Annotated in this window: 17 protein-coding genes and 3 tRNA genes; 9 read left to right on the forward strand and 11 right to left on the reverse strand. The window is 72.6% G+C overall.

The genetic code is table 11. From position 1 onward, the window contains the following. Positions 1-300: 300 nt before the first annotated feature. From OG488_RS12090 to OG488_RS12100, 3 genes are all read right to left on the reverse strand, one after another. A tRNA-Ile gene (locus OG488_RS12090) sits at positions 301-377 on the reverse strand. Positions 378-587: 210 nt separating this feature from the next. Continuing rightward, a tRNA-Asn gene (locus tag OG488_RS12095) sits at positions 588-660 on the reverse strand. A 5-nt stretch (positions 661-665) separates the two neighbouring features. Continuing rightward, positions 666-738, reverse strand: a tRNA-Asn gene (locus OG488_RS12100). A gap of 181 nt (positions 739-919) precedes the next feature. Between OG488_RS12100 and OG488_RS12105 the strand changes: the two genes are divergently transcribed. From OG488_RS12105 to OG488_RS12120, 4 genes are all read left to right on the forward strand, one after another. Next, positions 920-1,222 carry a YtxH domain-containing protein gene (locus OG488_RS12105; protein WP_329238592.1) on the forward strand — a complete coding sequence of 101 codons (303 nt, stop codon included), beginning with the start codon at positions 920-922 and terminating at the stop codon, positions 1,220-1,222. Between the two features lie 66 nt (positions 1,223-1,288). Further along, complete coding sequence (locus OG488_RS12110) at positions 1,289-2,737, forward strand: FGGY family carbohydrate kinase (protein WP_329228634.1); 1,449 nt, start codon at positions 1,289-1,291, stop codon at positions 2,735-2,737. Positions 2,738-2,850: 113 nt separating this feature from the next. Continuing rightward, entirely contained in the window at positions 2,851-4,584 is a 1,734-nt protein-coding gene (locus OG488_RS12115; RefSeq protein ID WP_329228636.1) for an ABC transporter ATP-binding protein, read from the forward strand. Beyond that, positions 4,584-6,506 (forward strand): ABC transporter ATP-binding protein, encoded by a 1,923-nt coding sequence (locus OG488_RS12120; protein WP_329228637.1) that lies wholly within the window; start codon positions 4,584-4,586, stop codon positions 6,504-6,506. The genes OG488_RS12115 and OG488_RS12120 overlap by 1 nt, the downstream gene beginning before the upstream one ends. 45 nt (positions 6,507-6,551) lie before the next feature. On the opposite strand, the gene OG488_RS12125 is transcribed toward OG488_RS12120, so the two are convergent. From OG488_RS12125 to OG488_RS12145, 5 genes are all read right to left on the reverse strand, one after another. Next, a complete protein-coding gene (locus OG488_RS12125) occupies positions 6,552-7,643 on the reverse strand; it encodes an RNA polymerase sigma factor (RefSeq protein WP_443074277.1) in 1,092 nt (363 codons plus the stop codon). A 296-nt stretch (positions 7,644-7,939) separates the two neighbouring features. After that, entirely contained in the window at positions 7,940-9,847 is a 1,908-nt protein-coding gene (gene dnaG / locus OG488_RS12130) for a DNA primase (RefSeq protein WP_329228641.1), read from the reverse strand. Positions 9,848-9,943: 96 nt separating this feature from the next. Then, on the reverse strand, positions 9,944-11,203 hold the full coding sequence (locus OG488_RS12135) for an NAD(P)/FAD-dependent oxidoreductase (RefSeq protein ID WP_329228643.1): 1,260 nt from the start codon (positions 11,201-11,203) through the stop codon (positions 9,944-9,946). A 118-nt stretch (positions 11,204-11,321) separates the two neighbouring features. Continuing rightward, entirely contained in the window at positions 11,322-12,632 is a 1,311-nt protein-coding gene (locus OG488_RS12140) for a deoxyguanosinetriphosphate triphosphohydrolase (protein WP_329228645.1), read from the reverse strand. A 36-nt stretch (positions 12,633-12,668) separates the two neighbouring features. After that, complete coding sequence (locus tag OG488_RS12145) at positions 12,669-13,574, reverse strand: sirohydrochlorin chelatase (protein ID WP_329228647.1); 906 nt, start codon at positions 13,572-13,574, stop codon at positions 12,669-12,671. A gap of 208 nt (positions 13,575-13,782) precedes the next feature. On the opposite strand from OG488_RS12145, the gene OG488_RS12150 reads away from it, so the two are divergent. After that, positions 13,783-14,538, forward strand: coding sequence for a SanA/YdcF family protein (locus OG488_RS12150; protein WP_329228649.1), 756 nt, complete (start codon positions 13,783-13,785; stop codon positions 14,536-14,538). 67 nt (positions 14,539-14,605) lie between these two features. Then, positions 14,606-16,681 (forward strand): molybdopterin oxidoreductase family protein, encoded by a 2,076-nt coding sequence (locus OG488_RS12155; RefSeq protein WP_329228651.1) that lies wholly within the window; start codon positions 14,606-14,608, stop codon positions 16,679-16,681. Here the strand turns inward: OG488_RS12155 and OG488_RS12160 are convergent. From OG488_RS12160 to OG488_RS12170, 3 genes are read right to left on the reverse strand one after another with little or no spacing between them, the layout of a single operon-like run. Next, positions 16,644-17,234: a gamma-glutamylcyclotransferase family protein gene (locus OG488_RS12160; protein WP_329228653.1), complete on the reverse strand. Its 591-nt coding sequence runs from the start codon at positions 17,232-17,234 to the stop codon at positions 16,644-16,646. The two genes, OG488_RS12155 and OG488_RS12160, sit on opposite strands and share 38 nt — an antisense overlap. After that, positions 17,231-17,569 carry a divalent-cation tolerance protein CutA gene (gene cutA, locus OG488_RS12165; RefSeq protein ID WP_329228655.1) on the reverse strand — a complete coding sequence of 113 codons (339 nt, stop codon included), beginning with the start codon at positions 17,567-17,569 and terminating at the stop codon, positions 17,231-17,233. The genes OG488_RS12160 and cutA overlap by 4 nt, the downstream gene beginning before the upstream one ends. Positions 17,570-17,626: 57 nt before the next feature. Then, complete coding sequence (locus tag OG488_RS12170; protein WP_329228657.1) at positions 17,627-18,205, reverse strand: NADPH-dependent FMN reductase; 579 nt, start codon at positions 18,203-18,205, stop codon at positions 17,627-17,629. Between the two features lie 69 nt (positions 18,206-18,274). On the opposite strand from OG488_RS12170, the gene OG488_RS12175 reads away from it, so the two are divergent. The 3 genes from OG488_RS12175 (at position 18,275) to OG488_RS12185 (ending at position 20,641) form a co-directional block, all read left to right on the forward strand. Further along, the gene (locus tag OG488_RS12175; protein ID WP_329228660.1) at positions 18,275-19,069 is read left to right on the forward strand and encodes an aminotransferase class IV; all 795 of its coding nucleotides are present in this window, start codon (positions 18,275-18,277) and stop codon (positions 19,067-19,069) included. A 55-nt stretch (positions 19,070-19,124) separates the two neighbouring features. Next, positions 19,125-19,601: a DUF5990 family protein gene (locus tag OG488_RS12180; protein ID WP_329228662.1), complete on the forward strand. Its 477-nt coding sequence runs from the start codon at positions 19,125-19,127 to the stop codon at positions 19,599-19,601. A 359-nt stretch (positions 19,602-19,960) separates the two neighbouring features. Continuing rightward, on the forward strand, positions 19,961-20,641 hold the full coding sequence (locus OG488_RS12185; protein ID WP_329228663.1) for a hypothetical protein: 681 nt from the start codon (positions 19,961-19,963) through the stop codon (positions 20,639-20,641). The last annotated feature ends 2 nt before the right edge of the window (positions 20,642-20,643 follow it).

The following is a 20,643-nucleotide window of genomic DNA, read 5'->3' on the forward strand; positions in this document are numbered from 1 at the left end:
CTGCCGACGACACCCAGCTCACCCTCGCCGGCCTTCCAGCCGGCCCCGGTCGCCGTCGCCGCCGCGCCGATACGTCGCGGGCACGCAGCGCTCACCTCAGCGTCCGCTCGACGCAGCTACGGGTACAGAGGTGGGAGCAACCACCACGCATCCCACCGAGGAACGACCAAAATCCCAGTTCACAGACCTATGGCCTGCGCTGGGGCCTCAGAACGCTGCACGCCGCTGCACCCGATTTGAGGTTCCCGTGTCCGTGAAAACGACGTTCCCGCAGGTCAGAACGTTTCCGCAGGGTAAAACTGGTGGGGCGGGTGGGACTCGAACCCACGGCCGACGGATTATGAGTCCGCTGCTCTAACCGGCTGAGCTACCGCCCCGTTACGGCGTGGCGCGTACACGTGTACGCGCCGTCTGCCGCAGCATAGCCGGTCATACGATCTCCTGCTGGCGATGGTCGGCTTCGCGTGACCATGAAGACAGTGCAGCGTGCTGCCCGGTTCCAGGCGATGCGGAATCACCCCGAAAGAGTCACGGACCGCCCTCGCGGGCACACGAAAAAGGGCCCCGAGGGGCCCTCCTCCGCATCGCTCCCCCGACTGGACTCGAACCAGTAACCCTCCGGTTAACAGCCGAATGCTCTGCCAATTGAGCTACAGGGGATCGCGCTCCCCCGACTGGACTCGAACCAGTAACCTGCCGGTTAACAGCCGGCTGCTCTGCCAATTGAGCTACAGGGGATTGCTGCGTTGCCTCGAATCGTACCTGCCTGGCTGCTGCCGAGCGGCGCGCGTTCGCTGCGACACATACATTAGCGCAAGCAGGGGGGTGCTCCGCCAATCGGTATGCCCCGGGGTGATCTCGGGTGTCTGCGGGTAGGCGGGCAGCACATGTCGCACGGAGCGAAGGAAGGGTGGCAGCCATGCGGTACCGGCTCACGTTCATCGCCGGAGTGGCCCTCGGTTACGTGCTCGGCACGCGAGCCGGGCGCGAGCGTTACGAGCAGCTGAAGAAGGCCGCGCAGCAGCTGGCCGAGAATCCCGCGGTGCGGAACGCGGCGGAGTCCGCCGCGCACGGCAGTCGGGACTTCGCCGGCAAGGCCTATCACTCGGTGAGCGAGAAGGTCGGGGACAAGGTCCCCATGTCCGTCTCCGACCGGGTGCGCTCGCTGCGTGAGCGCAGCGGCCACAACGGCAGCGACGACTGGGGCACGACCAACACCTGAGGCCCGTTCCCGTACCGGGTACCGCCCGGTACGGGAACGGCCCTCGCGTGCGGCAGAATCTTCTCCATGGGCATAGTGGCCGGCTTGGACAGTTCATCCGCCTTCACGCACATCGTCGTCTGCGACACGGACACCGGTGAGGTGCTGCGGCAGGGGTACGCCGCGCATCCCATCGAGGCCAAGGCCTCCGAGGTGGATCCGCAGGCGTGGCTGCTCTCACTCGGTGAGGCGGCCTCCGGAGGGCTGCTCGAAGGCGTGCAGGCCATCGGTGTCTCCGCGCAGCAGCACGGACTGGTGCCGCTGGACCACCAGGGCAATCTCGTACGTCCCGCGCTGCTCGGCAACGACCGGCGGGCGCAGGCCGCCGCGGCGGACCTCATCGACGGACTCGGAGGGCGGCAGCCCTGGGCCGAGGCCGTCGGGGCCGTGCCGCAGGCCGCGCAGCCGGTGGCGAAGCTGCGCTGGCTGGTGCGGACCGAGCCGGAGAACGCGCAGCGCGTCGCCGCGGTCCTGCAGCCCCACGACTGGCTGGTGTGGCAGCTCCTCGGCAGGCCCGCCCGGCGGACGACGGACCGCGGTGCCGCGTCCGGCACCGGTTACTGGTCGGCGGGCTCCGCGTCCTACCGGCCCGACCTCGTCGAGCTCGCGCTCGGCCACCAGGCCGCGCTGCCCGAGGTCCTCGGCCCGGCCGACGCCGCCGGGACAACGCCGGAGGGGCTGCTGATCTCGGCGGGCACCGGCGAGACGATGGCCGCGGCCTTCGGTCTGGGCGTGGCCGTCGGGGACGCCGTCGTGTCGCTGGGGGCCTCGGGCTCGGTCATGGCCGTCCACCACGAGGCGCTGGCCGACCCGACGGGGATGATCACCTCCTTCGCCGACGCGACCGGGATGCACCTCCCGGTCGTCCACACGTCCAACGCGGTGCGCGCGCTGCGCGGCACCGCCGAGATGCTGGGGCTCGACGGTGGCCTGGAGGAACTGTCCGCGCTGGCCCTGAAGTCGACGCCCGGCTCCTCGGGGCTCGTCCTGCTCCCGTATCTGGAGGGTGAGCGCACCCCGCACCTGCCGCACACCGCCGGGACGCTGAGCGGGCTGCGGCGCGAGTCGATGAAGCCGGAGCACCTGGCGCGGGCCGCGTTCGAGGGGATGCTCTGCTCGCTGGCCGACGCGCTGGACGTGCTGCGAGACCGGGGCGTGGAGGTGCGGCGGGTGTTCCTGCTGGGCGCGGCGGCCGAGCTGCCGGCCGTGCAGGCGCTGGCGCCCGCGCTGTTCGGGACCCAGGTCGTCGTGCCGCAGCCCGCCGAGTACGCGGCGCTGGGTGCGGCCAGGCAGGCCGCGTGGGCCCTCGGGGTCTCGCAGGGGACGCTGGATCCGTGTACTCCTCCGGCCTGGCGGGGCGCGGCTGCGCAGGTGCTGGAGCCCGGCGAGGAGCTCGCGGTGGGAGGCGCGGTGCGCCAGCAGTACGGCGCGACGCGGGACCAGATCCACCCCGGGGCGTTCGACGGATCCGTCTGAGGAGCGGGGCACTCCCGGAATTTGACCCGGGCTTGAGCAAAAGCGTTGGCCGACGGGGTGCGGCGTGCCGGAGGATGGATCGGCCTCTGCCCGTCGCCGACCGAGAGACACGCGTGCTCATAAAACTCCTGCGGACCTATCTGGGTCCGTACAGACAGCCCATCATGCTGCTGGTGCTGTTCCAGCTCCTGCAGACCTGCGCGAGCCTCTACCTGCCCAGCCTCAACGCGGACATCATCGACAACGGTGTCGTGCGGGGGGACACGGGTTACATCCTGCAGTTCGGCGCGGTGATGATCGCGGTCAGCGTCATCCAGATCGTCTGCAACATCGGGGCCGTCTACTACGGCGCCCGGACCGCCTCCGCGCTCGGGCGCGACGTGCGGGCGTCGGTCTTCGGCCAGGTGCAGTCGTTCTCCGCGCGCGAGGTGGGACGGTTCGGGGCTCCTTCGCTGATCACCCGGACGACCAATGACGTGCAGCAGGTCCAGATGCTCGTCCTGATGGCGTTCACCCTGATGGTCTCGGCGCCCATCATGTGCGTCGGCGGCGTCATCATGGCGCTCGGCCAGGACGTCCCCCTGTCGGCGGTGCTGCTGGCCGTGCTGCCCGTGCTCGGGATCTCGGTGAGCCTCATCGTGAGGCGGATGCGGCCGCTGTTCCGCACGATGCAGGTGCGGCTGGACACGGTGAACCGGGTACTGCGCGAGCAGATCACCGGCAACCGCGTGATCCGCGCCTTCATCCGTGACGGCTACGAGGAGGAACGCTTCCGCGGCGCCAACACGGAGCTGACGGACGTCGCCCTGTCGACGGGCCGGCTGATGGCCCTCATGTTCCCGACCGTGATGACGGTGGTGAACCTGTCGTCCATCGCGGTGGTCTGGTTCGGTGCGCACCGCATCGACAGCGGCGGGATGCAGATCGGGGCGCTGACCGCGTTCCTCGCGTATCTGATGCAGATCGTCATGGCGGTGATGATGGCCACCTTCATGTTCATCATGGTCCCGCGCGCCGAGGTGTGCGCCGAGCGCATCCAGGAGGTCCTGGAGACCGAGTCGAGCGTGGTGCCGCCCACCGCCCCGGTCACGAAGCTGCTCACACACGGCCACCTGGAGATACGGGGCGCGGAGTTCCGTTACCCGGGCGCCGAGGAGCCGGTGCTGCGTTCCGTCGATCTCGCGGCTCGGCCCGGGGAGACGACCGCGATCATCGGCTCGACCGGCAGCGGGAAGTCGACGCTGCTCGGGCTCGTGCCGCGGCTGTTCGACGCGACGGACGGCGAGGTGCTCGTCGACGGTACGGACGTGAGGACGCTGGATCCGGTCCTGCTGGCGAAGACCGTGAGCCTGGTCCCGCAGAAGCCGTACCTGTTCTCGGGGACGGTCGCGACGAATCTGCGCTACGGCAATCCGGACGCGACCGACGAAGAACTGTGGCACGCCCTGGAGGTGGCGCAGGCGAAGGAGTTCGTGGAGCGGCTGGAGCACGGCCTGGACGCGCCGATCGCGCAGGGCGGCACCAATGTGTCCGGTGGCCAGCGGCAGCGGCTCGCGATCGCGAGGACGCTGGTGCAGAAGCCGGAGATCTACCTCTTCGACGACTCGTTCTCGGCGCTGGACTACGCGACGGACGCCGCGCTGCGCGGCGCCCTGTCCCACGAGACGTCGGGGGCGACCGTGGTGATCGTGGCACAGCGGGTGTCCACGATCCGTGACGCCGACCGGATCCTGGTGCTGGACGAGGGCAGGGTCGTCGGGACGGGCACGCACGGCGAGCTGATGGACGGCAACGAAACCTACCGGGAGATCGTGCTCTCCCAGCTGACGGAAGCGGAGGCCGCCTGATGGCAGGACCGGGCGGACGGATGATGGCGGGGCCCACCGAGCGGTCCATGGACTTCAAGGGGTCCGGCAAGCGGCTGCTGCGCCGGTTCAGCAAGGAGAAGTCCACGCTGTCCGGGATGCTGGGCGCGGTGACGCTGAGCGTGGCGCTCTCGGTCGTCGGGCCGAAGATTCTCGGCGGGGCGACGGACCTGATCTTCGCGGGAGTCGTCGGACGGCAGATGCCGGACGGCACCACGAAGGAACAGGCCGTCGACGGCCTGCGCGAACGGGGCGACGGCGCGCTCGCCGACATGCTGGGCGGGGTGGACTTCACCCCCGGTCACGGCATCGACTTCGGTGCGGTCGGCAGTGTCCTGCTGGTGGCGCTGGCCGTGTACGTGGGCGCGGGGCTGATGATGCTGGTGTCCACGCGGCTGTCGATCCGGGTGATCAACCGGGTCGTCTTCCAGCTGCGCGAGGACCTGCAGACGAAGCTGTCGCGGCTGCCGCTGTCGTACTTCGACCGGCAGCAGCGCGGCGAGGTGCTGAGCCGCGCGACGAACGACATCGACAACATCTCGCAGACGATGCAGCAGACGATGGGCCAGCTCATCAACTCACTGCTGACCATCGTCGGCGTGCTGATCATGATGTTCTGGATCTCACCGCTGCTCGCCCTGGTGGCCCTGGTGACGATCCCGCTGTCGGTGTTCGTCGCGGCGCGGGTCGGCAAGCGGTCGCAGCCGCACTTCGTGGCGCAGTGGAAGGTGACGGGCAAGCTCAACGCCCACATCGAGGAGATGTACACCGGCCACACCCTGGTGAAGGTCTTCGGCCGGCAGGAGGAGTCCGCGAGGGACTTCGCCGAGCAGAACGACGCACTGTACGAGGCGGGCTTCAAGGCCCAGTTCAACAGCGGGATCATGCAGCCGCTGATGATGTTCGTGTCCAACCTGAACTACGTGCTGGTCGCGGTCGTCGGCGGGCTGCGGGTGGCGTCGGGTTCGCTGTCGATCGGTGACGTGCAGGCGTTCGTCCAGTACTCGCGGCAGTTCTCGATGCCGCTGACGCAGGTCGCCTCGATGGCGAACCTGGTGCAGTCGGGCCTCGCGTCTGCGGAGCGGGTCTTCGGTCTGCTGGACGCCGAGGAGCAGGGGCCCGACCCCGATCCCGCCGAGCGCCCGGAGGAGCTGCGCGGCAGCGTCGCCCTGGAGAACGTGTCCTTCCGGTACGACCCGGAGAAGCCCCTCATCGAGGATCTCTCGCTGCGCGTGGAGCCCGGCCACACGGTCGCGATCGTCGGGCCGACCGGTGCCGGCAAGACGACGCTGGTCAACCTGCTCATGCGCTTCTACGAGGTGACGGGCGGCCGGATCACCCTCGACGGGGTCGACGCGGCGCGGATGACGCGGGACGAACTCCGTTCGGGCATAGGCATGGTGCTCCAGGACACCTGGCTGTTCGGCGGCACGATCGCGGAGAACATCGCCTACGGTGCCTCGCGCGAGGTGACCCGGGAGGAGATCGAGGAGGCGGCGCGGGCGGCCCACGCCGACCGCTTCGTCCGTACGCTGCCCGACGGTTACGACACGGTGATCGACGACGAGGGCTCGGGGGTCAGCGCGGGTGAGAAGCAGCTGATCACCATCGCGCGGGCGTTCCTGTCCGACCCGGTGATCCTGGTCCTCGACGAGGCCACCAGCTCGGTGGACACCCGTACCGAGGTCCTGATCCAGAAGGCGATGGCGCGGCTGGCCCACGGCCGTACGAGCTTCGTGATCGCCCACCGGCTCTCCACCATCCGGGACGCGGACGTGATCCTGGTGATGGAGGACGGCTCGATCGTCGAGCAGGGCACGCACGACGAGCTGCTGGCGGCCGAGGGGGCGTACGCCCGGCTGTACGCGGCGCAGTTCGCGCAGGCACTGGCCGAGGTCGACTGATCCGGACCGGCCGGAGACCGGGGTGCACCCGGTCTCCGGCCGGTCTCAGTCCAGGTAGCCGCGGAGCTGGTCGGCGAAGGCGTGGGCCCGCAGCTTGTCGAGCGTCTTGGACTCGATCTGGCGGATGCGCTCGCGGGTCACGCCGAAGATCCTCCCGATCTCCTCCAGCGTGCGGGGGCGCCCGTCGTCCAGCCCGTAGCGGAGCTGGACGACCTTCCTCTCCCGCTCCCCGAGGGTGGAGAGCACCGCCTCCAGGTGTTCGCGCAGGAGGAGGAAGGCCGCGGACTCGACCGGTGAGGCGGCGTCGCCGTCCTCGATGAGGTCACCGAAGGCGACGTCGTCCTCCTCGCCGACAGGGGCGTGCAGCGAGACGGGTTCCTGGGCGAGGCGCAGCACCTCGCCGACGCGTTCGGGCGTGAGGTCGAGCTGGGCGGCGACCTCCTCGGCGGTGGGTTCGTAGCCGCGTTCCTGGAGCATGCGGCGCTGGACGCGCACGACCCGGTTGATCAGCTCGACGACGTGCACCGGGACCCTGATGGTCCTGGCCTGGTCGGCCAGCGCGCGGGACATGGCCTGGCGGATCCACCACGTCGCGTACGTGGAGAACTTGTAGCCCCGCGCGTAGTCGAACTTCTCGACCGCCCTGATCAGTCCGAGGTTCCCCTCCTGGACCAGGTCGAGCATGGTGAGGCCCCGGCCGACGTAGCGCTTGGCCACGGAGACGACGAGGCGGAGGTTGGCCTCGATGAGCCGGCGTTTCGCCATCCGCCCCAGGACCACGAGCCGGTCCAGGTCGAAGGCGAGCCGGGAGTCCGGGTCGGGGGTGCGGGCGAGCCGTTCCTCGGCGAAGAGTCCCGCTTCGACGCGGCGGGCGAGGTCCACCTCCTCCGCGGCGCTCAGCAGCGGTATCCGCCCGATCTCGCGTAAGTACTGGCGGAAGAGGTCGGAGGACGGGCCGCCCGCCTCCGGGCGGCTGCGCGGCTCGGGGAGCTCGGGGCGCTCCACCGGTTCCTCCAGCACCGGTTCGGGCGTGCCCGCCGTCTCCGGGTGACGTGCGGCCCGGTTCTGCGCGGGAATCGCCGGGACGAGCTCGGTCGTGATCGGCACGGTCCGGGTCTGCACGGGGGCGACCTCCAGGTGATCGCTGCGCGGATCGCGGGATGGGGGTCCGCCCTCGGCGGACCGCCGCGCTCCGATGAGTCAGGCACCGCCATCCAGTGTGGGGTACGACACATCGCCGCCACGAGGGGCGTGCGGTGACTTTTTGCGTCCGGAGGGTGACGGGGTGCTGATCGGCCCCGGCTCCTCCGTGACGAAGCGCGCTGCTGGAGCGCGTCGGCGCCGTGGCTGCGCCAGCGCTGCTGGAGCGCGTCGGCGCCGTGGCTGCGCCAGCGCTGCTGGAGCGCGTCGGCGCCGTGGCTGCGCCAGCGCTGCTAGAGCGCGTCGGCGCCGTGGCTGCGCAGCGACTGGGCGTACTGCTGGAGGACCCAGACCTCGTTCTGCGCGGCGGCCAGGTGGTCCGGCGCCACGTTGCTGCCCAGGCGGGCGAGGCTGCCCTGGACGTCGTCGATCCGGCGGTCGACGGCGCGCAGGCGGACCTGGACGAGCTGCATGCCCGCGTAGGTCTCGTCGATCGTCTTGCCGTGGAACACCTCGACGGCGAGCTCGGTGACCAGGTTGCGCACGGTGTTGTCGGGAGCCGCGTCCAGGACGTTGACCAGGTACTCGCGGGTCTCGGCCAGCCCCTGCTCGGCGCCCCCCGCCTCCGCGATGCACTGGCGGACCGCCGCGTACGGCGGGGCGGTGAACTCGTCGATGCCGTAGGCGTCGAAGGCGGGCGAGACCAGGGCGGGCTTCTGCAGGGCCAGCTTGAGCAGCTCGCGCTCGGTGCGGTGGGCGGGGCTGCGGAGGTTGAGCGCGGGGCCCGCGGGTGCCTTCGGGGCCTGGATCTGGTGCTGCGGGGGGCCGCCCCGGGAGGGCCCACCCTGCGCGGGTCCGCGCTCGCCCCGGTCGCGGGCCCAGCGGGCGAGCTGGCCGACGCGCTTGACCACGAACTGGGTGTCGAGGATGCCCAGCAGGCCGGCCAGCTGGACGGCGACCTCGTGCTGCGAGGAGCTGTTCTTGATGCGGGCGACCACGGGCCCGGCCTCGTCGAGCGCCGCGGCGCGGCCGGCGGGGGTCTCCAGGTCGTACCGGCCGACGATCTGCCGGAGGGCGAACTCGAAGAGCGGGGTGCGGGGTTCGACCAGGTCGCGGACGGCGTCGTCGCCCTTGGCGAGCCGCAGGTCGCACGGGTCCATGTTGTCCGGGGCGATCGCGATGTAGGTCTCGGCGGCGAACTTCTGGTCGTCCTCGAAGGCGCGCAGGGCGGCCTTCTGGCCTGCGGCGTCACCGTCGAAGGTGAAGATCACGCGGGCGCTGCCGTTGTCCATCAGGAGCCGTCGGAGGATCTTGATGTGGTCGTTGCCGAACGCCGTGCCACAGGTGGCGATGGCGGTGGTGACCCCGGCGAGGTGGCAGGCCATGACGTCGGTGTAGCCCTCGACGACGACGGCGCGGCTCGCCTTGGCGATGTCCTTCTTGGCCAGGTCGATGCCGTACAGCACCTGGGACTTCTTGTAGATCGAGGTCTCGGGGGTGTTGAGGTACTTCGGGCCGTTGTCGTCGTCGCGCAGCTTGCGGGCGCCGAAGCCGACGATCTCGCCCGAGGTGTCGCTGATCGGCCACATCAGCCGCCCGCGGAAGCGGTCGATGGGGCCCCGGCGGCCGTCCTGGGAGAGGCCGGAACTGATGAGCTCCTTGTCGCTGAAGCCCTTGCCGCGCAGGAAGCGGGTGAGGTGGTCCCAGCCCGCGGGGCTGTAGCCGACGCCGAAGTGGGCGGCGGCGTCCTGGTCGAAGCCGCGTCCGGCGAGGAACTTCCGGCCGATCTCGGCTTCGGGGCCGTTCAGCTGCTCGCGGTAGAAATCCGCCGCGATCTTGTGCGCCTCGACCAGCCGGATGCGCTCCCCGCGCTGGTGGGAGGGGTTGTACCCACCCTCCTCGTACCGCAGGGTGATGCCCGCCTTGGCGGCGAGCCGCTCGACCGTCTCGGAGAAGGTGAGGTGATCGATCTTCATCACGAAGGCGATCGTGTCGCCGCCCTCCTGGCAGCCGAAGCAGTGGAAGAGGCCCTTGCCCGGGCTCACCTGGAAGGAGGGGGACTTCTCGTCGTGGAACGGGCAGAGTCCCTTGAGGTTGCCGCCACCCGCGTTGCGCAGCTGGAGGTACTCGGACACGACGGCGTCGATCGGGACCGCGTCCCGGACCGCCTTCACGTCGTCGTCATTGATCCTGCCTGCCACGTGTGAAGTCTACGGGTGGGGCCGGTCGTCCGGGACCGGCCGGCAGCGGCGCACGCGGCCGGGTGCCTGCCGGTGCCGGACGGCCGGCCCCACCGCTCAGAGCAGGGAATCCAGGGGCACCGAGGGGTCGCCCAGGGCGTCCGGGTCGACCGGCCGGGCGGCCTTGACCAGCTTCTGGATGCTCTCGGTGACGTCCCACACATTCACGTTCATCCCGGCGAGGACCCGGCCGTCCTTCAGCCAGAAGGCGATGAACTCGCGCTTTCCCGCGTCGCCCCGGATGACGACCTGGTCGTACGAGCCGGGCGGTGCCCAGCCGGAGTACTCCAGGCCGAGGTCGTACTGGTCGGAGAAGAAGTACGGCACCCGGTCGTACGACACGTCCTGGCCGAGCATGGCCTTCGCGGCGGCGGGTCCGCTGTTCAGGGCGTTCGCCCAGTGCTCCACGCGCAGCCGGCCGCCGAAGAGCGGGTGGTCCACGGACGCGATGTCCCCGGCGGCGTAGATGTGCGGGTCGGAGGTGCGCAGCGAGGCGTCCACGGCGACACCGCCGCCCTGGGAGCGGTCCGCCATGTCGAGCCCGGCGGCCTCGGCGAGCGAGGTGCGCGGCGCCGCGCCGATCGCGGCCAGTACGTCGTGGGCGGGGTGCTCCTCGCCGTCGTCGGTACGGGCGGCGAGGACCAGGCCGTCCTCTCCGGTGATCTCGGTGAGGCGTGCCCCGAAGTGGAAGCGGACCCCGTGCTCGGCGTGCAGATCGGTGAAGATCTGGCCGACCTCCGGGCCGACGACGTGGTGCAGCGGGGTCGCGGAGGGGGTGACGACGGTGACCTCGGCGCCGTAGCCGCGGGCCGCTGCGGCGACCTCCAGGCCGATCCAGCCCGCTCCGGCGACCACCAGGTGGCCGTTGTCGCGGCCGAGGGCGGCGAGGACGCCCCGCAGCCGGTCGGAGTGGGCGATGCGACGGAGGTGGTGGACACCGACCAGGTCGGTGCCGGGGATGTCGAGGCGGCGGGGCTCGGCGCCGGTGGCGAGCAGCAGCTTGTCGTAGTGGACGACGGTGTTGTCGCCGAGCTGCACGGACCGGCCGGCCCGGTCGATGGAGGTGACCACCTGGCCGAGGTGGAGCTCGATGTCCGCGCCCGCGTACCAGGCGGTCTCGTGGACGAAGACGGAGTCCCGTTCGTCCTTGCCCAGCAGGTATCCCTTGGAGAGGGGAGGCCGTTCGTAGGGATGGTCGCGCTCGTCGCCGATGAGGATCACCCGGCCGCTGAAGCCCTCCGCCCGGAGTGCCTCGGCCGCCTTCGCGCCGGCGAGTCCCCCGCCGATGATGACGAACGTCCGATGTGCGTCGACCACTTGATGCCTCCTCGGTACTGTGCTGCGCGGCGCCGCCACCTGCGAGCGTCCCGCACGCGGGGTGATGGCGAAAGAGGGTGTGTCCCGATCAGGTCACAGCCACAGGCATGTGGCCCGGTCATGGTCCAGTCTGCCCGGCGCCCATGAGCGTCCCGTGAAGGGAGCGTGCGGACGCGTCCGTCAGTGCGGCGATCTGGTCGACGAGGACCCGCTTGCGCGCCCGGTCGTCGGCGGCCGCCTCGTACAGGGCGTGGAACTGCGGTTCGAGGCCCTCGGGTGCACGGGCGGTGAGGGCGGCGGCCAGCTCGGCGATGACGACCCGCTGGTCCGCGCGGATGACCTCCTGCTCGGCGCGCTGCATGACGTAGCGGTCCGCGACGGCCTTGAGGACGGCGCATTCGTTGCGCACCTCGCGCGGCACGATCAGCTCGGCGCCGTACCTGCCGAGCCGTCCCCGCCCGTACGCGGCGCGGGTGGCGGCCTCGGCGGCGAGGCAGAACCTGCCGATGAGCTGACTCGTCGCGTCCTTCAGCCGGGCCTGGGCGACCGCGGTGCCGTCGTAGCCGTGCGGCCACCACTCCTGGGCGGTGAGCCGGTCGAGGGCGTCGGCGAGCTCCTGGGGGTCGGTGTCCGCGGGGACGTAGCGCCCGACGGCGACGTCCCAGATGTCCGCGCGCTCCGGCTCGGAGAAGAGGCAGCCCGGGTCGATGTGCCCGGCGTGCAGGCCGTCCTCGAAGTCGTGCACGGAGTAGGCGACGTCGTCGGACCAGTCCATGACCTGCGCCTCGAAGCATCTGCCGTCCTGCGGGGCGCCCTTGCGGACCCAGGCGAAGACCGGCAGGTCGTCCTCGTACACCCCGAACTTCGGTGAGCCGGGGTCCGTGGGGTGCGCGCCCCGGGACCACGGGTACTTGGTGGCGGCGTCGAGGGCGGCCCGGGTGAGGTTGAGCCCGACGCTGACGAGTTCCCCGCTGCGGGGGTCGCGGACGAAGCGCTTCGGTTCGAGGCGGGTCAGCAGGCGCAGCGACTGGGCGTTGCCCTCGAAGCCGCCGCAGTCCGACGCGAAGTCGTTGAGCGCCTGCTCTCCGTTGTGTCCGAAGGGCGGGTGGCCCATGTCGTGGGAGAGGCAGGCCGCCTCCACGAGGTCGGGGTCGCAGCCGAGGGCGGCGCCGAGCTCCCGGCCGACCTGGGCGCACTCCAGGGAGTGGGTGAGGCGGGTGCGGGGGCTGGCGTCCCAGGCGTGGCCGCGGGTGCCGGGGGTGACGACCTGGGTCTTGCCGGCGAGCCTGCGCAGGGCGGCGGAGTGGAGCACCCGCGCGCGGTCCCGCTGGAAAGCGGTGCGGCCGGGCCGTTTGTCGGGCTCGGTGTCCCAGCGCTCGGTGTCAGCGGTGCCGTAGGGCGTGTCCCTGGGGTGGTGCGTACCGTCCATGCCTCCGACATTAGACCGGCGTGCTGACAGGAAGGGTCAGGCGGAGGCCAGGAGGTGGGGGTGCGTCAGGGCGTCGTGGGCGGGGACGGTGCCGGCCACGGCCCGGTCGTAGCGGTGCAGCACGAGGCGTGCCACCGCCGGGTGCGCGCCGAGCGGTGCGGCGGCGATGCCCGGTGCGGCGGCGGCCGAGACGGTCGCGAAGCGGCCGGGCGCCGTGAAGTACGAGGCGAGGGCGACACGGTGGCGGCCCCGGGCGGCGAGCGCCCGCAGGGCGGCCGGCACCGTGGGCGTGGCCGCCGAGGCGTACGCGGGCACCACGGGCACGCCGCCGAGGCGGTCGCTGAGCAGGGCGGCGGTGCGGCGCGCGTCGACGTCCGAGTCGGGGTCGCGCGACCCGGCGGCGGCGAGCACGACGGCGGCGTCGCGGCGGGTGCCGTCCTCGTCCCGCCACCCGGCCTCGACGAGACGCTCGTACAGGGCCTCGACGAGCAGCGGGTGCGGTCCGAGCGGGTCCGCGACACGGGTCCGCAGGTGGCTCGCGGCCGACGCGGCGAGGGGCAGGTCGTGGCGGACGTGGTGGCCGCGGCCGAGCAGCAGCGGTACGAGCACGGCGTCACCCCGCCCGATGCCGTCCAGGGTGTCCGGCAGCAGGGGTTCGTTCAGCTCGATGTGGCCGAGCCGGACGTCGAGGCCCGGCCGCAGCTCCCGTACCCGGTCCAGGAGCTCCAGGACGGTGCGCAGGGCCTGCGGGTCCCGGCTGCCGTGCGCGACGGCGACCAGGGTGGGGGCGGATCTGCGGATGCGGTGCATGGGCCTTCGGGTTCCGTTCAGGGAGACGAGGCAGAGCTGGTTTCCGAGCTGCGAGGTGATGCGCGTCAGGAGTTGCGCCGTGCTGTCGAGGGGCAGGGACTCACGGGGGTGTTCCGGTGCCGTCTCCGTCATGCACCGATGGTGCCGGGCGGAGGTTGCCGGGCCGTTTCGCACCGGTGACGGGTGTTTGCCTCCGCCTCACCTGAAGGCGGCCCTCGGTGTCAGTACCCGTTCACACCGGACGTGCTCGCACCGGACGTGCCGCACCGGCTCCGCGAACCTTTCGTCCGCGCCGTTCGTCCTCCTCCTCGAGAACCGGTACGAGCGCGGGGGGCGCGGCATGCGGCTGAGGACACCGAGGGGGCTCCGCCGCGCGCGGCTCGGAGCCCTGGGGCGGCGGGCCGCCGCGCGGCTGCGGCCGCCGCGGACCCGGCGGGGGCAGCGGCGGCTGGTGCAGGCGCTGATGGTCGCCTCCGCCGTGGCGCTGGCACCCGCGGCCTGGCTGTACACCACGGCGGACGCCCGGGTGCGGACGGCGGCGGACGCCCCGGCGCAGCAGGTCGCCGTGGTGTTCGGGGCGGGCCTGTGGGAGGGCCGGCCCTCGCCGTACCTCGCGCACCGGCTGGACACCGCCGCCGAGCTGTACAGGGCCGGCACGGTCCGGGTCGTGCTCGTCACGGGGGACAACAGCCGCGTGGAGTACGACGAACCGGACGCCATGCGCACGTACCTCACCGGCCGGGGCGTGCCGGACGAGCGGATCGTCAGCGACCACGCGGGCTTCGACACCTGGGACTCCTGTGTCCGGGCGAAGAGGATATTCGGGGTCGACCGGGCCGTCCTGGTGAGCCAGGGCTTCCACATCCGGCGGGCGATCGCCCTCTGCCGGTCGGCCGGGATCGACGCGTACGGGGTGGGGGCCGACGACGTACACGATGTGACCTGGTACTACGGCGGGACGCGGGAGGTGTTCGCCGCGGGCAAGGCGCTCCTCGACGCGGTGTTCGAGCCGGATCCGCACTTCCTGGGCCCGCGGGAGCCGGGGGTGGCGGAGGCGCTCACGGGCGACCTCACGGCGGCGGGCGGGGCGGGCTGAGGTGCGCGTACCGGGCGCGTAACCGGACGCACCGGTCCTCGTAATACCGGCCTCGCACGCTGGGCGCATGGCCCGCACCGAGACGTCCACCCACTGCCCGTACTGCGCGCTCCAGTGCGGGATGAAGCTGCGACCGGTCGCCGACGGCGGGGTGGTCGAGGTCGTGGAGCGTACCGAGTTCCCCGTCAACCGGGGAGCCCTGTGCGGCAAGGGGCGCACCGCGCCCGCCGTGCTGGCCGCCGGTGTGCGGCTGACGGGCCCCCTCGTGCGCGACGCGGGCGGCGACCTGGCGCCGGCGAGCTGGGAGGAGGCGCTGGGGCGGATAGCGGACAGGCTGCGCGGGACACGGGCGGAGCACGGCGCGGACGCCGTGGGCGTCTTCGGCGGCGGCGGGCTCACCAACGAGAAGGCGTACGCCCTCGGGAAGTTCGCCCGGGTGGTGCTCGGCACCTCTCAGATCGACTACAACGGCCGCTTCTGCATGTCGTCGGCGGCGGCCGCCCACCAGCGGGCGTTCGGCCTCGACCGCGGTCTGCCCTTCCCCCTGGAGGACATCCCCCGGACCGGGTGCGTGATCCTGGTGGGCTCGAACCTCGCGGAGACGATGCCTCCCGCGCTGCGCTACATGACCGAGCTGAGGGAGAACGGCGGCCGGCTGATCGTGATCGATCCCCGCCGGACCAGGACCGCCGAGCAGGCGGATCTGCATCTGGCGCCCCGGCCGGGCACGGATCTGGCCCTCGCGCTCGGCATGCTGCACCTGGTCGTGGCGGACGGGCGGGTGGACGAGGAGTTCGTCCGTACCCGGACGAGCGGCTGGGACGAGGCCAGGGCGGGTGCGATGGCGCACTGGCCGGAGCTGGTGGAGCGCCTCACCGGGGTGTCCGTGCCGCAGCTGCGCGAGGCCGTGGAGATGTTCTGCGGCGCGGAGAGCGGGATGGTGCTCACCGCGCGGGGACCCGAGCAGCAGGCCAAGGGCACGGACACGGTGGGGGCCTGGATCAACTTCTGCCTGGCCACCGGCCGGGCGGGCCGCCCGATGTCCGGCTACGGCTGCCTGACCGGCCAGGGCAACGGCCAGGGCGGCCGGGAGCACGGCCAGAAGGCCGACCAGCTGCCGGGCTACCGCAAGCTCACCGACCCCGCGGCGCGGCGCCATGTGGCCGGGGTCTGGGGTGTGGACCCGGACTCGCTGCCGGGGCCGGGGCGCAGTGCGTACGAGCTGCTGGACGCGCTGGGGCAGGACGTGCGGTCGCTGCTGGTCATGGGGTCGAATCCGGTCGTGTCCGCACCGCGTGCGGGGCACGTCGAGGAGCGGCTGCGTTCGCTGGACTTCCTGGCCGTCGCGGACGTCGTGCTGTCGGAGACGGCGGCACTGGCCGATGTGGTGCTGCCGGTGACGCAGTGGGCGGAGGAGAGCGGGACCACGACCAATCTGGAGGGCCGGGTGCTGCTTCGGCAGCGGGCGGTCACACCGCCGGACGGGGTGCGCAGCGACCTGGAGGTGCTGAACGCGCTGGCGTCCCTCCTGGGGCATGGCAAGGGCTTCCCGGCCGATCCGGAGGAGGTCTTCGACGAGCTGCGGCGGGCCTCGGCGGGCGGCCCCGCCGACTACGCGGGCATCACCTACGCCCGGATCGAGGCGGAGGACGGGGTGTTCTGGCCCTGCCCGGACGAGGAGCACGCCGGGACGCCCCGGCTGTTCCTGGAACGGTTCGCGACGGACGACGGGCGGGCCAGGTTCGTCCCGGTCACGCACCGGCCCGCGGCGGAGGAGACGGACGCGGAGTACCCGGTGGTGCTGACGACCGGGCGGGTCGTGTCCCAGTACCAGTCGGGGGCGCAGACCCGCCGGGTGGCCGAGCTGAACGCCGCCGCGCCCGGGCCGTTCGTGGAGCTGCACCCGCGGCTCGCCGAGCGGATCGGGGTGGCCGAGGGCGAGAGGGTGGCGGTCACCTCGCGGCGTGGGCGGGCGGTCGCACCGGCCCGGATCACGGTGGCGATCCGGCAGGACACGGTGTTCATGCCGTTCCACTGGCCGGGCGAGGGCCGCGCCAACTCCCTGACGAACCCGGCGCTGGACCCGGTGTCGCGCATGCCGGAGTTCAAGGTGTGCGCGGTGCGGGTGGAGGCCGCCGGCTGAGCCAGTCGCCGCCCGGCACGGGCCTGCCGCCGGTGCGCAGGGAGCGGGCGACGGGGGCGGCCGCGAGGTAGACCCAGGCACGGACGGGTTCGCCGCCCTGGAGAGTCCTGCCCGGGACGGGTCCGCCGACCGGGAGGGTCCCGCCCGGGACGGTTCCGCAGCCTTGGGTCCCGCCCGGGACGGTTCCGGCGTCGGCCCGGGCGGGGCCGTGCGTGCCCGGTGCGGGGCCGCCGGCCGGCCGCGGCGGCGGGTGGGCCCCGCGGGCCACCCGGTCGTACAGGTTGCGCGGGTGGCCCGGGCCCAGGTACTGCTCCAGGTCGTCCAGGAGCCCGAGCAACTCCGCGTAGGCCCCGGGCGCCGCGGTGACCAGCGTGCCGTGGACGGTGCCCGGGCCGTCGACGGCGTACGGATAGCCCGGCCCCTCGTAGAGGAGGGCGCCCGGCAGCACGGCCGGCCGTTCCTCACGCGTGCGGCCCCGGAGGAACCGGTCGTGGTTGGCCTCTCCGGGGAGCAGCGTCCCGTAGACGAAGAACGGCAGCCGGTCGTCCGTCACAGGCTCGCCACGGGCGCCGTCTCCGCCGAGACCCAGGCGAGATAGCGGTCGCTGCCGCGCACGACGGGCACGGCGATGATCTCCGGCGTCCCGTAGTCGTGCGCCGCGAGGAGGTGCGCCTCCAGCTCGTCGTACCGCCGGGCCGTCGTCTTGAACAGCACCTGCCATTCCTGGCCGGACTCCACGGCGCCCTCCCACCGGTAGACGGAGGTGACGGGTGCCGAGATCTGGGCGCAGGCGGCGAGCCGCGCGTCCACCACGCCCCGGGCCAGGGTGCGGGCCTTGTCCTCGCTGTCCGTGGTGGTCAGCACGGTCAGCCATGCGGGCTCGGTCATACCGGGGTCTCCTCGTTCTCGGTGTCCGTGGCCCTTCGATTGTCCGCCGGTGCCGCGTCAGCCACCGTAGGGGTGCCGGGTCCTGGCCTCGCGCAGGGCGCGGCCCCACCAGACCAGCTGGTCGAGCATCCTCTTGGCGGCCCCGTCCGCCTGGGCCGGGTCCCTGAGCACGCCCCGGTCGTCGAAGAGGGCACCGGCCTGGTGGAAGGAGACGGTGTCGCGCACGGAGACTGCGTGCAGTTCGGCGAAGACCTGGCGCAGGTGCTCGACGGCCCGCAGGCCGCCGGAGATCCCGCCGTACGACACGAACGCGACGGGCTTGGCCTGCCATTCGGCGAAATGCCGGTCGATGAGGTTCTTCAGCGGGGCCGGGTAGGAGTGGTTGTACTCGGGGGTCAGCACGACGAAGGCATCGGCGCGTGCCAGTTTCGCGGTCGCCGCGGCGGCATCGGTGGCGGGCGGCTCGGTCTCGGCGACATCGATCAGCTCGGCCTGGATGTCCGGGTGGCCGGCCGCCCGCCCGAGGAACCATGCGGCGACGACGGGACCGAAGCGGCCCTCGCGGTTGCTGCCGAGGATGACGGCCACCTTCAGCGGGGCGTCGGACGGGGTGGGAGCAGGTGTGTTGAGGTCCATGCACCGCAGCCTCGTGCCTCAACCATGGTTGAGGTCAAGCGCCGCACCGCGACGCCTAGGCTGGAGGCCATGACGATCTCCGTACCGGACCTCTACGTCGAGCTCGACGGCCACCCCGCCACCGGGGACGACCTGCGGATCCCGGCCTTCGCCGGCTACGGACACTTCACCGCGATGCAGGTCAGGGACCGCATGGTGCGTGGACTCGCCCTGCATCTGGACCGGCTGGACTCCGCGAACCAGGAGCTGTTCGGATTCCCCCTCGACGGGGAGCGCGTACGGGAGCTGATCGGGCACGCACTCGACGGGGCCAGGAGGCACGACGCGTCGGTCCGGGTCCACGGCTTCATGCCGCCGGGAAGCACGGCGCCGGTCCCGATGGTGACGGTGCGGGGGCCCGCCCCCGCGGACCGTACGCCCCGGAGCCTGATGTCGGTCCCGTTCGCGCGGGCGGTGCCGCACATCAAGCGGCCCGGCGAGTTCGCCCAGACCTACTACGGACAGCAGGCCCGGCGGGCGGGCTTCGACGACGCGCTGCTGACGTCGCCCGGCGGGATGGTGACCGAGGGGGCGGTCACCAACATCGGCTTCTGGGACGGCACCGCGGTCGTCTGGCCGGACGCCCCGGCGCTGGAGGGCATCACCATGGCGCTGCTGGACAGCGGTCTGGCCCGGGCGGGCAGGCCCTCGCTGCGGCGCGGAGTGACGCTGGAGGACCTGGGCGCGTACCGGTCGGCGTTCGTCAGCAACTCACAGGGCGTCGCGCCGGTCCACCGGATCGACCACACCACCTTCGCCGTCGACGAGGAGCTGATGGGACTACTCACCCGGGCGTACGCGGACGCCCCGTGCGAGCGGGTCTGACCAGGAGTCCCGGGCGAGCGGGGCCGGCCTCCCCCGCATGCGGGACCATGGGGCCATGCAGATCCATATCGAGGCCTCGGAACTCCCGGGCCGCACCTGCGGTCCCGACACCGACTTCGCCGGCTTCGACAACATCCACGTCGGCGTGCAGCGCAAGGACCGGCCCGGCGAACTGCTCGGCATGCATCCGGGCGACGCCGCGCACGCCTCCTGGACGCTGGACTGCACCGCGGTGTCCACCACCGAGGGCGTCGAGGTGTCGGGCCCGTACATCCAGAACCGGCTCGGGGGGCGCTTCGCCTATCTGTCCTGGGGCACCGTGGACGGTTCCGGCGTCTTCACGATGTTCCGGCGCGCCAAGCTGATGATGAGCGACATCGACCCCGAGGTCCTGGAGGCCGCCGCCAGGACGGGGCACCTCACCGCGCGGCTCCGCCTGACCGACGACAGGGGACAGCCCCGGTGCGCCCGGGTGCGGCCGCCGGACATCACCTGGTCCGCGACGGACGGGAGTGGCACGCGCGAGGACTGAGGTGCGAGGGACATGACACCGCCCTCACCGGTCCCGGGGGGGGTGGGCCGAAGAGGGCGGTTGCCATGGGGCCGGCGGGGGGCTGCCGTCCCGTGGGGGGATAAGAGGCGTGTTCCCGGCCGACCGGAGACCATTCATGTGACGTGCGTCACAGCGGGCGGACGGGCGGAAGACGGTCACCCGATCGGCACCGGACGGTCCCGCCGGCCCCGGCACCGCCGCAACCTGCGCCGGACCGGACCTGCGGGGACGCCCCCCGGGGCCGGACGGGTGAAAGCTGATCATGCGTCAGCATGCGGGCGGCGGGCGCGGACCGTTACCTCGGAGGCAGGACACATCCGTCTGCCCGGAGGATTCCCATGCGCAGCCCCGCCCGCCTCGTGACCGGTACCGCCGCCGCGGCCCTCACCGCCGCCGCGCTGGGCCTCGCCGCCCCGTCCGCCCATGCGGCCGGCCTCGGCAGACCGGAGCTCACCGCCGTGTCGGCCGCGGCCTCCGCGGCGGACTGCGGACCTGACGACGCGGCGGTGCCGGACACGGCGGCCTGCGACAGCGGCGGGGCGGCGCCCGCGGCCCCGGGGACGGCCGCCGGCCCGGAGCCGGCCGAGGACCCGGTGGCCGAGGAGCCGGAGCCGCTCGACGGCCTGGAGCCCGCCGGGGGCCTGGAGCCCGCCGAGGACCTGGCAGCCGTATCGGGACCTGCCTGGCCGGAGACGGACGAGGCAGAGGCGGGGACCGGGGACGAGGCCGCGACGCTTCAGCCGCCCGGGGCCGCCACGGCGCCCGGCGACCGCCCCGAACCCCTGACCCCGCCCGGGACAGCCGATCCCGGCTCCGCGAAGCCGCCCGCGCGGCCCGGGCACAGGCCCACGACCGCGCCCAGCCCCAGCCGCCCGTCCGGGCACGTGGGGACGGGTGTCGGCGGCAGCGCCGCCCCCGACACCGCGCAGCTCGCCGCGGGCGCCGCCCTCGTCGGGGCGGCGGCCTTCTGCGGCGCCCTGCTGCTGCGCCGCCGCCGCACGGGCGGCCTGTACCGCTGAGG

This window comes from Streptomyces sp. NBC_01460, assembly GCF_036227405.1.
GTDB lineage: Bacteria > Actinomycetota > Actinomycetes > Streptomycetales > Streptomycetaceae > Streptomyces.

Coding starts and splice junctions, on each gene's coding strand:
- OG488_RS12140 (WP_329228645.1), bottom strand. CDS start 12,632: ATGGACGGTACGCACCACCCCAGGGACACGCCCTACGGCACCGCTGAC.
- OG488_RS12110 (WP_329228634.1), top strand. CDS start 1,289: ATGGGCATAGTGGCCGGCTTGGACAGTTCATCCGCCTTCACGCACATC.
- OG488_RS12175 (WP_329228660.1), top strand. CDS start 18,275: ATGACGATCTCCGTACCGGACCTCTACGTCGAGCTCGACGGCCACCCC.
- cutA (WP_329228655.1), bottom strand. CDS start 17,569: ATGACCGAGCCCGCATGGCTGACCGTGCTGACCACCACGGACAGCGAG.
- OG488_RS12185 (WP_329228663.1), top strand. CDS start 19,961: ATGCGCAGCCCCGCCCGCCTCGTGACCGGTACCGCCGCCGCGGCCCTC.
- OG488_RS12120 (WP_329228637.1), top strand. CDS start 4,584: ATGGCAGGACCGGGCGGACGGATGATGGCGGGGCCCACCGAGCGGTCC.
- OG488_RS12180 (WP_329228662.1), top strand. CDS start 19,125: ATGCAGATCCATATCGAGGCCTCGGAACTCCCGGGCCGCACCTGCGGT.
- OG488_RS12150 (WP_329228649.1), top strand. CDS start 13,783: ATGCGGCTGAGGACACCGAGGGGGCTCCGCCGCGCGCGGCTCGGAGCC.
- OG488_RS12105 (WP_329238592.1), top strand. CDS start 920: ATGCGGTACCGGCTCACGTTCATCGCCGGAGTGGCCCTCGGTTACGTG.
- OG488_RS12155 (WP_329228651.1), top strand. CDS start 14,606: ATGGCCCGCACCGAGACGTCCACCCACTGCCCGTACTGCGCGCTCCAG.
- OG488_RS12170 (WP_329228657.1), bottom strand. CDS start 18,205: ATGGACCTCAACACACCTGCTCCCACCCCGTCCGACGCCCCGCTGAAG.
- OG488_RS12145 (WP_329228647.1), bottom strand. CDS start 13,574: ATGACGGAGACGGCACCGGAACACCCCCGTGAGTCCCTGCCCCTCGAC.